This window comes from Simkaniaceae bacterium (assembly GCA_021734805.1).
Taxonomy (GTDB): domain Bacteria; phylum Chlamydiota; class Chlamydiia; order Chlamydiales; family JACRBE01; genus Amphritriteisimkania.
This window is the reverse complement of record JAIPIG010000002.1, coordinates 1-13704: the sequence shown is the minus strand read 5'-3', so window position 1 is coordinate 13704 and position 13704 is coordinate 1. Positions and strand designations below refer to the sequence as shown.

At 40.1% G+C, this 13704-nt stretch carries 15 protein-coding genes; 13 read left to right on the top strand and 2 right to left on the bottom strand.

Annotation, left to right across the window (positions count from 1 at the left end; genetic code table 11):
- Positions 1–34: 34 nt before the first annotated feature.
- Positions 35–1237 carry an ABC transporter permease gene (locus K9M07_00620; protein MCF7851725.1) on the bottom strand — a complete coding sequence of 401 codons (1203 nt, stop codon included), beginning with the start codon at positions 1235–1237 and terminating at the stop codon, positions 35–37.
- Positions 1234–1926 (bottom strand): ABC transporter ATP-binding protein, encoded by a 693-nt coding sequence (locus K9M07_00615; GenBank protein ID MCF7851724.1) that lies wholly within the window; start codon positions 1924–1926, stop codon positions 1234–1236. Before K9M07_00615 ends, K9M07_00620 begins: the two co-directional genes overlap by 4 nt.
- 207 nt (positions 1927–2133) lie before the next feature.
- Here K9M07_00615 and K9M07_00610 point away from each other — a divergent pair, with 207 nt between their 5' ends.
- The 13 genes from K9M07_00610 to K9M07_00550 all read left to right on the top strand — a co-directional run bounded on the left by K9M07_00610 (position 2134) and on the right by K9M07_00550 (position 13666).
- A complete protein-coding gene (locus K9M07_00610) occupies positions 2134–2790 on the top strand; it encodes a sugar transferase (GenBank protein MCF7851723.1) in 657 nt (218 codons plus the stop codon).
- A 1-nt stretch (position 2791) separates the two neighbouring features.
- Positions 2792–3319, top strand: a complete 528-nt coding sequence (gene mreD, locus K9M07_00605; protein ID MCF7851722.1) for a rod shape-determining protein MreD — start codon at positions 2792–2794, stop codon at positions 3317–3319.
- Positions 3316–4116 (top strand): inositol monophosphatase, encoded by an 801-nt coding sequence (locus K9M07_00600; protein ID MCF7851721.1) that lies wholly within the window; start codon positions 3316–3318, stop codon positions 4114–4116. The genes mreD and K9M07_00600 overlap by 4 nt, the downstream gene beginning before the upstream one ends.
- 136 nt (positions 4117–4252) lie before the next feature.
- On the top strand, positions 4253–5119 hold the full coding sequence (folD, locus tag K9M07_00595; GenBank protein MCF7851720.1) for a bifunctional methylenetetrahydrofolate dehydrogenase/methenyltetrahydrofolate cyclohydrolase FolD: 867 nt from the start codon (positions 4253–4255) through the stop codon (positions 5117–5119).
- Complete coding sequence (locus tag K9M07_00590) at positions 5116–6114, top strand: FAD:protein FMN transferase (GenBank protein MCF7851719.1); 999 nt, start codon at positions 5116–5118, stop codon at positions 6112–6114. Before folD ends, K9M07_00590 begins: the two co-directional genes overlap by 4 nt.
- 38 nt (positions 6115–6152) lie before the next feature.
- Complete coding sequence (locus K9M07_00585) at positions 6153–8261, top strand: VacB/RNase II family 3'-5' exoribonuclease (protein MCF7851718.1); 2109 nt, start codon at positions 6153–6155, stop codon at positions 8259–8261.
- A gap of 52 nt (positions 8262–8313) precedes the next feature.
- On the top strand, positions 8314–8973 hold the full coding sequence (locus K9M07_00580; GenBank protein ID MCF7851717.1) for a DUF502 domain-containing protein: 660 nt from the start codon (positions 8314–8316) through the stop codon (positions 8971–8973).
- A gap of 6 nt (positions 8974–8979) precedes the next feature.
- Positions 8980–9645, top strand: coding sequence for a DUF502 domain-containing protein (locus tag K9M07_00575; protein MCF7851716.1), 666 nt, complete (start codon positions 8980–8982; stop codon positions 9643–9645).
- Positions 9599–10045, top strand: a complete 447-nt coding sequence (locus K9M07_00570) for a DNA polymerase III subunit chi (GenBank protein MCF7851715.1) — start codon at positions 9599–9601, stop codon at positions 10043–10045. The genes K9M07_00575 and K9M07_00570 overlap by 47 nt, the downstream gene beginning before the upstream one ends.
- Positions 10046–10342: 297 nt before the next feature.
- Complete coding sequence (locus K9M07_00565; protein ID MCF7851714.1) at positions 10343–10501, top strand: small basic protein; 159 nt, start codon at positions 10343–10345, stop codon at positions 10499–10501.
- 86 nt (positions 10502–10587) lie between these two features.
- Complete coding sequence (gene ybeY, locus K9M07_00560; GenBank protein ID MCF7851713.1) at positions 10588–11037, top strand: rRNA maturation RNase YbeY; 450 nt, start codon at positions 10588–10590, stop codon at positions 11035–11037.
- A gap of 143 nt (positions 11038–11180) precedes the next feature.
- On the top strand, positions 11181–12536 hold the full coding sequence (locus K9M07_00555) for a hemolysin family protein (GenBank protein MCF7851712.1): 1356 nt from the start codon (positions 11181–11183) through the stop codon (positions 12534–12536).
- 89 nt (positions 12537–12625) lie between these two features.
- Positions 12626–13666, top strand: a complete 1041-nt coding sequence (locus K9M07_00550) for an IS630 family transposase (protein MCF7851711.1) — start codon at positions 12626–12628, stop codon at positions 13664–13666.
- Positions 13667–13704 lie beyond the last annotated feature (38 nt).

Here is a 13704-nt window from a genome sequence, read left to right as displayed (position 1 = left end):
AATGAATATTTTAACAGGGCGCTCGATCTCTATTTTAGCCGCGAAGCGCTTTAGCAATTGGCATCTTGACAACGCGCACGGCTGCAAATGCTGAGGCAGCGACTGCTGAGATCATGCTCAACGATCCTGTCAATGCAAGCATCTGCCAAGTGAATGTAAATGTTGCCGTAAACGATCTGGTGCTTCCCGGTCCGGGTGGCATGGTGATTCCATCCCCAAGACAATAGGAGAAAAAGAGATAGACAAGGGATATTCCAATGACCGCCCCTCCTAACCCTAAGAGCCCCCCCTCCAGAATAACGAGCCGGATAACGCTCCACTTGGATTCACCATTGGCTCTTAAATTACCGACCTCTTGTCGGCGCTCTAAAATTGAAGTGGAAATCGAATTAAAAATTCCCAGCAAGACAATGGATAAAATAATTCCCTGAACAATACTGTATTGCGCATTGAGCCAGTCAACCGAATTTTTATAATAAACTTTATCGAGTTCATCAAAATATGTCGCCTCGAGCTGTGGAAACTGATTTTTGAGAGCCTCAACAAGATGCTTCCATTTTGACTCATCGGCAAGACCGACTGATATGCTCTCAATACCATCTGTCCTTAATAACTTTTGTGCTTTGTTGAGCTGAATGCGAAAGATACGCCCATCAAAATCAACAATACCCGTATGGAAAATCCCCGTTACAATAAAAGCGTCTTTTGAATATCCATCTTTAACATTTTGCGTATAAAGAGTGATTTTGTCCCCCGGCTTAGCTCCCAATGCTTCAGCGAGACCTTTGCCAAGTAAAATCCCATTTTCTTGTGTGGTCAGCGATTCTCCCGACTCAATATTTAAGCTATCAAAAAACCGATCCTCACTTTGAGCTACAATTCCCTGCCCCATTCCATTGATCGTCTTTTTTCCATTTTTTAATAGCGCTGAAAAACTGACCCGAGGAAAAATGTGATCAACCGCCTCTTGTTTTTGTAAAAAACTCTCGACTTCTTGAGGGGATTTGATCCAATACAGCCAAGGCTCTGCATAAACTTTATCCCGATAATTTTGAGTATTGATTTGCCCATGCCCATAATGGGAGTGGATTGTCGATTCTTTGTAGTCGCTTAAAACGCCTTCGATAAATCCTTGGAAGGCAAATAATGCACCCGCCCCGAGTGCAATCGTCATCAGGATGGCAAAAGTTCTTCTTAAATTACGAAATAGATTGCGAAACGCTATGATAAGACTCATTTGTCACCTATTAGTTTTCCATCGAGAATTACAAAGTTTTGCGAAGCATACGATTTGACCATTTCATCATGTGTCGCTAAAATGACCGTAATCCCCTTTTCCTTCACCAATTGAGCGAAGATTTCCATAATTTCCCGACCTGTCTTTTGATCTAAATTCGCAGTTGGCTCATCCCCGACAATCACCTCAGGCTCTTTTGCAAGGGCTCTTGCAATGGCTACCCGCTGCCGTTGCCCTCCACTGAGTTGATTGGGACGTTTTTTTCGATGATCCCATAGCCCAACCGCCGTGAGCGTCTCCCTCACCCTCTTTTCAATCACCAACTTATTAAGACCTTGAGTTTTAAGGAAATACGCAACATTTTCCTCTACACTTAATACGGGGATAAGATGGAATTGCTGAAAAATAAATCCGATGTGATAGCGGCGAATCTTATTTCTTTCTTTAGATGAGAGCTTAGAAAATTCTTTTTGATTAAAAGTAACTTCCCCCTTCTGCAGAGGCTCTATTAAACCCATGATACTCAATAGAGTAGACTTTCCGGATCCGGAAGGACCGCACAGCGTAATCAGCTCACCTCTTTTGATCTTTAAAGAGATGTTTTTCAAAGCCGGAACGAGGCATTTACCCAATCGATAAGAAAAGGAAAGCGCATCGACTTCAAATAAATACTTTACATCTTTATTCATAACGATTGCCACTATAATTAAATGACAACATTATAAATAAAACTAAACTATAATTCAATTATTAAAACTTTTGTTATTATATTATTATTTTCAAGAAACAACTCTTGAATCACTAGCGTTATAAACCACCTATGTATAAAAAAGAATGATTTGAAGAAATGGTTATTTTGTTCCATACTCTATTTCTTCAACTCATTTCAGTATAATATGCATATAGAGCGCTTTTTTTATTTCATAGCTAAACGGCTTTTTGACATTTTCTTCAGCCTTATCGTGATCATCGTTGGCTCTCCTCTTTTTTTTCTCATCGCCATAGGCATTAAACTGACCTCGCCGGGCCCTATTTTATATAAAAGCATGCGGGTAAAAAAAGATTTTGAGGTTTTTAGATGTCTGAAATTTAGAACGATGTATACCGATGCCGATGAAAAACTCGCGTTGATTTTAGAACACTCTCCTGAAAAACGGGCTGAATGGGAGAATTTCTATAAACTCAAAGATGATCCGCGCATCACTTTTATAGGAGCATTCTTGAGAAAAACATCTCTGGATGAAATTCCACAGTTTTTGAATGTCTTAAAAGGGGATATGAGCATTGTAGGCCCAAGGCCCATGGCCGTTTCCCTACCGAATATGAGCGTTATTGAAGAGATAAAACGCTATCTTGGGAATGACGCTGACAAAATTCTGTCCATTAAGCCGGGGATTACGGGACTATGGCAAACATCGGGGCGCAATCATTTGACATTGAGTCAACGCGCAAAACTCGATATGGAATATATAGAAAAAAGAAGCTTTTTGCTCGACTTATGGTTGATTATAAAAACAATCCCCCTCATGATCCACCCTAAAGGAGCCTATTAGCGTGACAAAGCAATTTTGGTGGGTTAGCGCTTATTCCGGAATCGCCCAACTTATCCTACCTCTTTTTTTCCCCGCCTATTCCGTTCTCCCGCTTGTTTTTTTTATGTGTTGGTCAATTAAAACCTTTGCATTACCCCGTTGTCTTTGGATTGCTTTTCTCTCCGGACTCATGATCGACCTTTTTTCTTCTCACTTATGGATTGGATCGCATGCTCTTCTTTTTGTGCTTACAACTATTGTAATTAAACAGATTCAATCCTATTTTCACGATGACCATATGGCTTCGTTTGCCTTTTTATCTTTTTTATTTTCCCTCTGCTTTACTTTGATGAGCTACGCCTTTTATTTTATCTTAGGCCAAAAAACCTCTCCTCTTTTTTCCTCTTTATTTTCTGAGCTCTTATTATCGCCTTTTATAGATGCCTCTTTTGCAATGATGAGCATGATCTTCTTTTCTCAATTTCACCGTATTTTTCAACCTTTGACATTACCCTATAAAACCCATTCGAGGAGAAAAAACTATCGATGAAGGATATTTACCCCGACCAACTCAGAGACTTCGCCGTTGAGCTCGCCCTGGATGCCGGAAAAATTCTAAGAGAGGGATTTGGAACAACATTTGCCATCGAAGCCAAAGATGGTAAACACGACATTGTGACGGAATATGACTACAAATCCGAACGGTTTTTACTCGATGCAATTGCAAAAAAACATCCCGAGCACCTCTGTGTTTCAGAAGAGAGTGGAGGCGATATTTTAGGAAAAGATAAGGTGCTATGGGTCATTGATCCTCTTGACGGAACAGTCAATTTTTCTCGAAACATCCCCTTTTTCTCAGTGAGTATCGCCGCGATTTTTAATCAAACCCCGCTCTGTGGCGTTGTCTATAACCCGGAAATTGATGAACTTTTCTACGCTTCCCGAGAAGGTGGTGCCTTTTTTGGGGACCATCAAATAAGCGTTAGCCCTGCCGACAACATAAAAAAAGCCATGTTTGCTACCGGTTTCCCTTATAACGTGGAGGAAAACCCCTTTCATTGCTATGAACACCTAACACACATCTTAAGCCTAGGTGTTCCAATTCGCCGCATGGGATCGGCTGCCCTTGATATTTGCTATGTTGCAAATGGACGCTATGACGGATTTTGGGAAGTGATTTTAAATCCTTGGGATTACGCAGCCGGAGCACTTATTTTAGAAGAAGCCGGAGGAAAAACCACAGAAATTGACGGCACCCCCCTTACCTATACAAAACGCTGCTCGATTGCAGCCAGCAACGGCTCCCTCCACACAAGCCTCCTCGATCACTTAGCCGTCATCCATTAACTCGAATTTGGGTGCCGCTTGTTTTAAATATTTGGCTTTCATAGAATAGTCTCAGCTTCGTGCAAGATCGGACTTGTTGCGTAAAAGCGCTGGAACCCCCTACCTTTAGCCTATTGGTTAATTGGACTGTTAGTTTATGCATATTCTAGATGGAAAGGCTTTTGCAGCTCAGCTTAGGGCCGAAATGAAAAATGAGCTAAATCAAATCGGTGGGAGATCTCCCGGTTTGGCCTTTATATTGATTGGCTCTCATCCCGCATCGCATAGTTATGTCTCTATGAAAGAAAAGGCATGCCACGAAGTAGGTATTACCTCAAAAACGCTTCAGCTTGATCAAAATATTTCAGAAAAAGATCTAATTGAACAGATTAAAGCGCTCAATATGGATCCGTCGATTGACGGCATTTTAATTCAACAACCTTTTCCTCAGCACCTCGAAGCGCTTAAAATCGTCGCTTGTATCGATCCTCAAAAGGATGTCGATGGTTTTCACCCCTTGAATCTTGGTAAGCTGATGATTGGTGATCCTTCAGGATTTGTTCCTTGCACACCGCTTGGCATTTTAAAACTCCTCGAGCATTATCGCATTGATGCCGAATCAAAACACGTTGTTATTGCCGGCAGAAGCAATATTGTAGGGAAGCCTTTAGCCTCACTTTTGATACAAAAGAAAAAGGGGTGTAATGCAACCGTGACTGTTGTTCATAGTCAAACCCAAAATATACAACAAATCTGCTCAAGTGCAGATATTCTCATCGCAGCCATCGGAGCCCCACACCTCATCAAACCCGATTATGTGAAAGAAGGGGCCGTTGTAGTCGATGTTGGGATCAATCGCATCCACATGAATCATCAATCAAAAATTGTTGGCGATGTTGACTTCGATAGCGTTTCTCAAAAAACTTCCTATATCACCCCTGTTCCGGGTGGCATTGGCCCAATGACGATTGCGATGTTACTTCACAACACAATCAAAAGTTTTAAAATGCGCCTTTTATCATGAGATGCTCGATCTTTCTTATAGGCCTCTTAACACTCCTCGCAACAGCCTGCTCAAAAAAAGAGTCCACCTCTCTACACCATTTCCGAGGGGAAGCAATGACGATGCCCTACCACATCCAAATTGCACACTCCCTCTCGCATAAGGATAGCGTAATCATTGAGCAACTCATTGCCGATATTTTTAACCACGTGAACACCACTTTTAATCATTGGAATCCGGATTCAGAACTCTCACGCATCAATCAGCTGAAATCATATGAAGCCCTATTGATCTCTAAAGACATCAAAAATCTATGCTCTCTATCGAATGAACTTCATTTTTTGAGCAAAGGGCTATTTGACCCTACACTGCGCCCTTTGATTCAATCACTTAAGAATCAAACCCCATTCCCTGTGACGACTATAGGATGGAGACATATTGAGTTGCGAGGAAGTATCCTGACAAAATCTCAAGACCACGTTGAGCTCGATTTCGATGCCATTTCAAAAGGCTATGCGATTGATCTCATTGCCGATCGCTTTGTCCAAGCGGGCTACCCCAATATTTATGTTGAATGGGGCGGGGAAATCAAAGCACTTGGCACCAAATGCGACGGCTCTCCTTGGAGGATTTCTATTCGCAACCCCCTCTCTCCCTATCTAGAAGATGCGATAGCAACGATTTGTTTGTCTAATAGCGCCATTGCAACAAGTGGCGATTATCTACAACATTGGAATATCAATGGAGAAGAAGTCACACACATCATTAATGGCAATACGCTGAAACCAAAACAAATCACCCCCTCTTCAATTGCATCTGTTGCAGTTAAAGCCGCCACCTGTGCTTTAGCTGATGGCCTAGCAACGATTGCAATGCTCTATGACGAACCCGAAGAGCTCAATGCTTGGATCAAATACATCAAATCAATTGATCCCGATATTGAATTTTGGGTGATGTGGCACTCAATAGAAAAAAAGCCTCATAGCCTTTGCAAAAAATCTTCAGACAGCACATGATCGCATTTAAATACTAATATAGATATAATAACTACCACATGAAATTCAAAAAAAAATCATTCAAGTCCCTTTATAGGGAAATTTTAAAGATCATCCAAGATAAGAACTACTCTCCTCTTTCCTTTGATCAGCTCTCTAAACGCTTAAAACTCTCAAAAAAAGATCATCCCTTCGCGCATGAAGCCCTTGATCAACTCATTGCCGAGCAGCATATTGTCTTCAAAAAAGGACTATTTCACCTCAGCGAATCTAACTCTCCTGCTCAGCTCGTTGAAGGGAAAGTCTCTGTTCATCCGAGAGGCTTTGCTTTTGTTTCAGTTGAAGGAGAAGAGAGAGACATCTTTATTCCAAAGCCTTTCACACATGGAGCTGTCGACAAAGATATTGTTGAAGTCGCTGTTGATCCTAAAGTGAGTTCTAAAGGGCCTGAAGGAAAAATCACACGTATTCTTGAAAGGGCAAGGGCCAATTTAATGTGCGTGATTGAAGACAAATTTGATGATCATAGTTACTATGCCTTTTCCCCCACCCTCGGAATCGAAAAGGAAATCATTGTTTCCGTTAAAAAACCTCAAACGCTTAAACGAGGCGATCGCATTGTTGTTAAAGTCAAACATTGGGGCGATGAAAAATCCCCAACACGCGGTGAGTTAAAAAAAGTGATGGGATCCATTACAACGCCATCTATAGATGTTGAATGCGCAACAATAGACTTTCAACTCCCCGACACGTTTCCTAAAGCAGTCATAAAAGAGGCAAAAGCAAAGGGAATAACACCTCAATTTACCCCGGATCAACAACGCAAAGATTTAACGGATTGGGTCAGCTTCACTATCGATCCCGCAACGGCAAAGGATTTTGACGATGCCCTTTCAATTGAAAAAGATTCCAAAGGGAATTACCGATTAGCTGTCCATATTGCCGATGTCTCGCATTACGTCACGCCCGGATCAAACCTCGATGATGAAGCCTATCATAGAGGTAATTCGACCTATTTCCCGGGAACGTGCCTTCCTATGCTTCCCGAAGAGATCTCCAATGAGTTATGCAGCCTAAAAGAAAACGTTATCCGATTCACTGTCTCAGTCATTATGGATGTTCAACCGGATGGCTCCTTAAAAAGTTATGAAATCATTCGATCTGCCATCAAAAGCCGTAAACGCTTTACTTATGAAGAAGCGAAAGAAGTTTTGGACGGCAAAATTAAACATCCTCTTCTTCCCGAATTAAATCTCCTTCTTGAACTTTGTCTAAAGTTCAAGGGACTAAGACGTCTTCGCGGAAGTGTCGATTTAAGCATGCCTGAAATCAGGCTCGACATCAATGCTGCCGGAAAGCCGACCGGTTTTCACCGAGTGGAATACGATATTACCCACCAAATGGTTGAAGAGTGCATGCTCAAGGCAAATGAACTCGTTGCCACTCATTTGAAGATGCGCAAAGTCCCTTCAATTTTCCGGATTCATGAAGCCCCTTCTCTAGAGCAATTTAAAGACTTCCATCACCTTGCCCAGATTCTCGGCTTTAAACTCCCCTCTGAACCGACGCCTTTTGATCTGCAAAAACTGTTTGATGAGGCAAAGGACTCTCCTCTAGTTTACCAACTCTCAACAGCCTATATCCGCAGCATGAAACTCGCGATTTATAGCCCGGAAAACGTCGGTCATTATGGACTTGCTCTTGAAAATTACACCCATTTTACAAGCCCGATCCGCCGCTATAGCGATCTAGTGATTCATAGACTGCTTTTTGAGCCTGATTATAAACCCAACCTACAATCCATTGCTAATCATTGCAGTGAAACGGAAAGGGTCTCTTTTAGAGCGGAAATGCAGGTGCTGCAACTAAAAAAACTACGTCTTCTCAAAGAGATGCACAAGAAAAACCCTAAAGCCAAATACAACGCCATTGTCACCAAAGTCAAACCTAACGGGATTGCCTTTGAACTTGAAAACCTGCTTACAGACGGCTTTATCCATATCTCTAATCTCTCTAATGATTATCTCATCTATGACCAATCGCTCCATCGCCTTGTCGGCTCTCACTCAAAACAGCAATTCTACACGAGTAAGAAAATCCAACTGGAAATCGCCTCTATTGACCTCATTCTTCTCGAAATCATTTGGGAAGTCTGCAAAGAAAAATAGATTGCGCAGTAATTGTTTTCATTTCATAATGTGGTAAAAACTCTTTTCGGCTATGAAAAAATATTTTATCACCGGTCTTGTTATTTTGCTTCCTTTGGCAGTCACTGTTGCCATCGTTGCCTTCACTGTTAATTTCCTCACTCAACCTTTTGTTGGCTTTGTCTCTCGCTTTTTAAAAGAGTTTGAAATCATTAATCATGGTTTTTTATTTCTTTCTCCTGACCAACTCATCACCTATGGCGCTCAGGCCCTTATTTTGATTGGGCTATTTATCGTCACTGTTTTCTTGGGAATGATTGCCCGATGGTTCTTCTTTAAATCACTGATCTCCGTTTCTGATCAGATTCTGCATCGCATTCCCCTTGTCAATAAGGTTTATAAAACTTCACAAGAGATTATACGCACTCTATTTGCCACAGATAAAAACTCATTTAAACAAGTCGTTATGGTTCCCTTTCCTCAAAAAGGGACTTATGTCATTGGGTTAATTTCACGAGAATCCCCTAAAGAATGCACTACGGCAGCCGGCGAAAAATTAGTTTCCGTATTAATTCCAACAACTCCAAATCCCACAACCGGCTATCTGCTCATGTATCGAGAATCAGATATTATTCACCTTACAATGAGGCCGGAAGAAGCGATCAAATACATTGTCTCATGCGGTGTCATTATTCCTGATGAGCATTTGCCGGAGACAAAAGCGACAAGTTGAGCTTTTATGAAAAAATATATCCTCACGGGACTCATTATCTTTTTGCCCGCAGTTATCACCCTTTGGATTATCCATTTTTTCTTTAATTTATTAACGATCCCGTTTGTCGGATTAATTCAAGAAATTCTCGATGGCTATGGCATTGTTTCGGTTCTCCATCCTTGGATTGTCTTCGGATGCCGCATCCTCGTATTATTCCTTATTTTCGGTTTGATTTTAGTGCTTGGATTTGTTGCACAACGCCTCTTCTTCCGATGGTTTGTGAATTTAATGCACAAAGTCTTCTTGAAAATCCCGATTGTAAAAACACTTTATAAAATTCTTGTTGAACTCACTAAATCACTTTTTTCTCCGGGAACCAAACCGTTTAAAAAAACGGTTATGATGGATTTTCCGTACAAAGACGCAAGAGCACTTGGTTTCATTACAAATGATGTTCCCCAGTCAATTGACAAGGGGGGCCAAAACATCCAAACAGAGGACCTTAAGGCCGTCTTTTTACCGACAGCTCCACACCCCATATCGGGCTTTTTGCTCATTACGGATAATAAGAACCTAAAAGAAGTTGACATCTCTGTAGAAGACGTGTTTAAAATACTCGTCTCATGCGGTGCCTATCACCCCCATGAGAACAAACCCCCTCAATCAGACACCAATGCAAATCCTTCCTAAAGTTGTTTTTTTTCAAGTCAAAACCCCTCAAGAAAAAGTTGAATGTATCTGTAGAGAGGCGGAATCTCATTTCAATAAACACCATAAACTCTTTTTTTATGTTGATTCCGATGAGGCTCTCAAATATATCGACAAACTACTTTGGACAACACCTCAAATGAGTTTTTTACCCCATATTGCTAGTGATGAGGTTTGCGATGACTTGGTCATCCTTACAAAATCAGAGAAAACTATTCTTCAAGCACGCACTCTTTTCAATCTGACCCAAAATCCTATTCAGACCAAAAATTCATCGACAATTTATGAACTCGAAGATATGACAAGCCCTCAAAAAAAGGAGCTTGCTAAAATAAAATTTGATTTTTACAAATCCAACCACTTCCACATCATTTCTCAATAATTTTTTTAATGATAAATCGAGATCATTGGTTTTTATAGGTTTTGCTTGAAAGTTTAGAATAAAGATCCTATACTGTTGCCAAATTGCAAATGGGAGTACTAAATAAGCTATGGTTAGAATTAGCAAGCAATCTGAAAGAAGAAGCACCAGTCCTAAAAAGACAAAGTACCCTTCTTCTAAAACTGGTTCTAAAAAAGACAATCTTTCTTTAGGTTATAAAGAGCATCACAATGTATCTCCATATAGTGAAACAACTTTTATCCCAAAGATTAAGTAAAAAAAGCTAAGGTAAAAATAATGTCTAGACATAAGAGTTATGGTAAGTCGAGCAAAGCCGGAGTTAAACGCAATGTGCTCAAACGATTTGAAAGAATCGATATTCTCAGAAGCCTTGGGAAGTGGAAAGATGGTGTGAACAAAAAAGTCACAAATCTTCCTAAAACACCTGTCGCTTAAATGCTAAATAGATTGCTTTAATGCATTCTACCATCGACTTTAAACACATTATTGGCCCGGTTTAAACATCGGGCCTTTTTTAATTTATGATTATTGATATAGAAAATTCACAAACTGATCTTACTCTTGATCTCTCTAAAGTAAGAAAACTCATCGCCCATCTCCTCTCTTTTTTAGATTTTAAAGGAGATGAAATCTCTTTCCGTTTTGTTTCTGAAGAAGAAATTTCAAAGATACACGAAGACCATTTTAATGACCCCTCACCTACCGATTGCATTACATTTCCGATCGATACGGATGAAGATGAGGGCTATCGCCATATTGGAGAGTGCATTATATCACCTCGAGCCGCTATCGAGTTTGCTCAAAAAACACAAAGCGATCCCTATCGGGAGCTCACCCTATATATTGTTCACACCCTTCTTCATCTTAAGGGATACGATGATATCGAAGAAGCGGATGAACATGAGATGCGCAATCAAGAAGAAAGAGTTCTCGCCCACCTGGATAGTGAAGGGCTAACACTAAATACTTAATGATTTACGGCAAAAACATGAAAGTTCATCAACCCACTTTGGTATAATTTCGAAAGAAGTCTATTCAGAGAATGTCATTAAATATGCTAACATAAAGAAAAAGCCTAAAACACGGGCGTAAAAAATACAAACAACTCATTATTATGTGGATAGATAACTTTCTTCTTCCCGCAATTTTTCTCGTAGCCTCCTCAACCCTTTATGCGATTCGTTTATCTCTAGAAAACATGGGGCTTTTAGCCTGCCGCAGGGAATTAGCTACCCATCCTAAATATTACTCCCTATATCAGTTCATCTTGAAGCTTGATAAAGAATCCCCCTGGAAATCCCTTTTTGACTTTTTGAGATTAACGACACAAATCACACGCCTTTTCTACACCGTTACGTGCACTATCTTTTTTCTTAAACAAGCCAGCGGGACCTTTGGGTATTATATCACTTCAGAGAAACTGGAAGTGACTCTTTTATGGGTTATTGTCTTCTTCTTTGTCATCTTATTTTTCCTATTGATTCTCGATTTTTTATTCTCCTTAATTAGCCGTTCTAATCCTGTCTTTGGACTCCGCTTTTTCAATTGGTTCGGCAGTATTTTTATTCTTTTTTTCTCCCCTATTACCTATCTCGTGACTAAAATTGGCGTTTTGCTCAAGAAAAGAGGTAGTCTACAGGAAGAAATGAACTCCCTTAAAATCAAAGATAAACTCCTTGAGCTGGTTCAAGAGACTGAAATCAAACACCTCCTATCGCCTATTGATCGAAAACTTTTAATTTCCGTAGCCTCATTTCAAGAGCGAATCGTTAGAGAGGTAATGATTCCGAGAATTGATATGTTTAGCGTTTCAGCAAACCGCACTGTTTATGAATGTATGCAGGAGTTCATCCAACAAGGATACAGCCGCATTCCGGTTTTTGAAGATGACATCGACCATATTATGGGGATTTTGCTCTACAAGGACCTCCTCACTTTTTATGCCAATTCAGGTGGGGATATCAATTTATCTAAAAAAACAACCATCAAAGAATTTGTAAAACCCGCGATTTTCACCCCTGAAACAAAAAAAATCTCTCATCTTTTACAAGAATTTAAAACTAAACAATTTCACTTAGCTATTGTTGTGGATGAATATGGGGGAACTGAGGGAATCATTACGATCGAGGACATTTTAGAAGAACTCGTTGGGGAAATTGAAGATGAATATGATAGCGGTGATGAAAAAGCATATGTCATCCAACCCGACGGAGGTTGGATTGTGGATGGCAAAATGACAATCATTGACATCGAACAAAATCTAAAAATCTCTATTCCCTCAACAGGTGAATATGAAACGATTGGTGGATATATTTTCCACCGTTCCGGATCAATCCCCAAAAAGGGTTGGCGCCTACATCACGATGATTTCTATATTGAAGTCGTTAAATCGGATGAAAAATCTATTGATAAGGTGCGCATTATCCCTACTCTTAATGAAAAAACCGCTTCGAATGAAGAACTTCTATAACTATGAAGCCATTTCGGTATATAGTACTTCCACTTGAAACTTACCCAAAAAGCTAGAATTAAAAAATTTAATAGATTAAATTACTAGACATGAGAACACTACGACTATTAACCGCTCAAGAAAGATCGGAACTTGAAGAACAGCTCAAGAAAGCCTCCAGTGCCGGAGACTGGAAGCGTCTCTTTGTTATCCTCAATTATGATGAGGGCTTATCAATAATGGAGCTCGCTAAATTGACTCGACTAAGCCCATGGACTGTAGAGGAATATTTGAAAAAATATAGTTCCCACAACAAGACAAATAATGATCCACGTGGTGGTAGTTCTTCAAAGCTAAATGAAGATGAAGCCAAAGGGCTCGAAGACCATCTTTCGAGTGTAACTTATCTGAAAGTAAAGGATATAGCTACTTTTGTGAAGAAGACATTTGGGAAAACTTACTCACGAACAGGTATGACAGCATGGTTAAAGGCACATGGATTCACTTTTAAAAAACCTGAAAAGGTTCCGGGTAAGGTTAATCCGGATAAGCAAGCTCAATTCATTGAAGAGTATGAGAAGTTAAAAAGATCGTTAAAACCCGAAGATGAGATCTACTTTCTTGATGCCACTCATCCAGAATATCAGTCTCAAGCAGTCTGTGGTTGGATAAAAAAAGGTGAATGCAAAACCTTGCAAACAACTGGGAAGCAAAAGCGACTGCATTTAGTAGGAGCATTGAGCTTGAATGAAATGAAGGTAGTAACGCGAGAATATGAAACGATCGATACTGAAGCGATGATCGAATTTTTTACAGACCTAGAGAAGAACAAGGATGTTGGAGAAATTCATGTGATTTTGGACAACGCGGCGGTACATAAGAGTCGCAAGGTGATAGAGCATCTGAAAAAGAGCCGAATACGATTGCATTATCTGCCCCCATACTCGCCGAATTTAAATCCTATAGAGCGATTATGGAAATTTTTTAGAGAAAGAACGCTTTATAATCGATATTTTGAGAGTTGTGCAGATTTTTTTGGAGCAGTCAGGGAATTCTTTATGGAGAAAGTGCACAAGCTGCGAACGGAACTTAGAAATAGAATAAATGACAATTTTCAAACAATTGTACTAAATCCAATTAAACTAGCTTAAATTGACGTTGGGTAAGTTTCAAGTGGAAGTACTATATA

What these genes read in the sequence shown, in the direction of transcription:
- K9M07_00615 (MCF7851724.1), bottom strand. Translation starts at nt 1,926, where the DNA reads ATGAATAAAGATGTAAAGTATTTATTTGAAGTCGATGCGCTTTCCTTT.
- K9M07_00555 (MCF7851712.1), top strand. Translation starts at nt 11,181, where the DNA reads ATGTGGATAGATAACTTTCTTCTTCCCGCAATTTTTCTCGTAGCCTCC.
- K9M07_00550 (MCF7851711.1), top strand. Translation starts at nt 12,626, where the DNA reads ATGAGAACACTACGACTATTAACCGCTCAAGAAAGATCGGAACTTGAA.
- K9M07_00610 (MCF7851723.1), top strand. Translation starts at nt 2,134, where the DNA reads ATGCATATAGAGCGCTTTTTTTATTTCATAGCTAAACGGCTTTTTGAC.
- K9M07_00600 (MCF7851721.1), top strand. Translation starts at nt 3,316, where the DNA reads ATGAAGGATATTTACCCCGACCAACTCAGAGACTTCGCCGTTGAGCTC.
- K9M07_00620 (MCF7851725.1), bottom strand. Translation starts at nt 1,237, where the DNA reads ATGAGTCTTATCATAGCGTTTCGCAATCTATTTCGTAATTTAAGAAGA.
- K9M07_00565 (MCF7851714.1), top strand. Translation starts at nt 10,343, where the DNA reads ATGTCTAGACATAAGAGTTATGGTAAGTCGAGCAAAGCCGGAGTTAAA.
- K9M07_00590 (MCF7851719.1), top strand. Translation starts at nt 5,116, where the DNA reads ATGAGATGCTCGATCTTTCTTATAGGCCTCTTAACACTCCTCGCAACA.
- K9M07_00585 (MCF7851718.1), top strand. Translation starts at nt 6,153, where the DNA reads ATGAAATTCAAAAAAAAATCATTCAAGTCCCTTTATAGGGAAATTTTA.
- K9M07_00570 (MCF7851715.1), top strand. Translation starts at nt 9,599, where the DNA reads ATGAGAACAAACCCCCTCAATCAGACACCAATGCAAATCCTTCCTAAA.
- folD (MCF7851720.1), top strand. Translation starts at nt 4,253, where the DNA reads ATGCATATTCTAGATGGAAAGGCTTTTGCAGCTCAGCTTAGGGCCGAA.
- K9M07_00575 (MCF7851716.1), top strand. Translation starts at nt 8,980, where the DNA reads ATGAAAAAATATATCCTCACGGGACTCATTATCTTTTTGCCCGCAGTT.
- K9M07_00580 (MCF7851717.1), top strand. Translation starts at nt 8,314, where the DNA reads ATGAAAAAATATTTTATCACCGGTCTTGTTATTTTGCTTCCTTTGGCA.
- ybeY (MCF7851713.1), top strand. Translation starts at nt 10,588, where the DNA reads ATGATTATTGATATAGAAAATTCACAAACTGATCTTACTCTTGATCTC.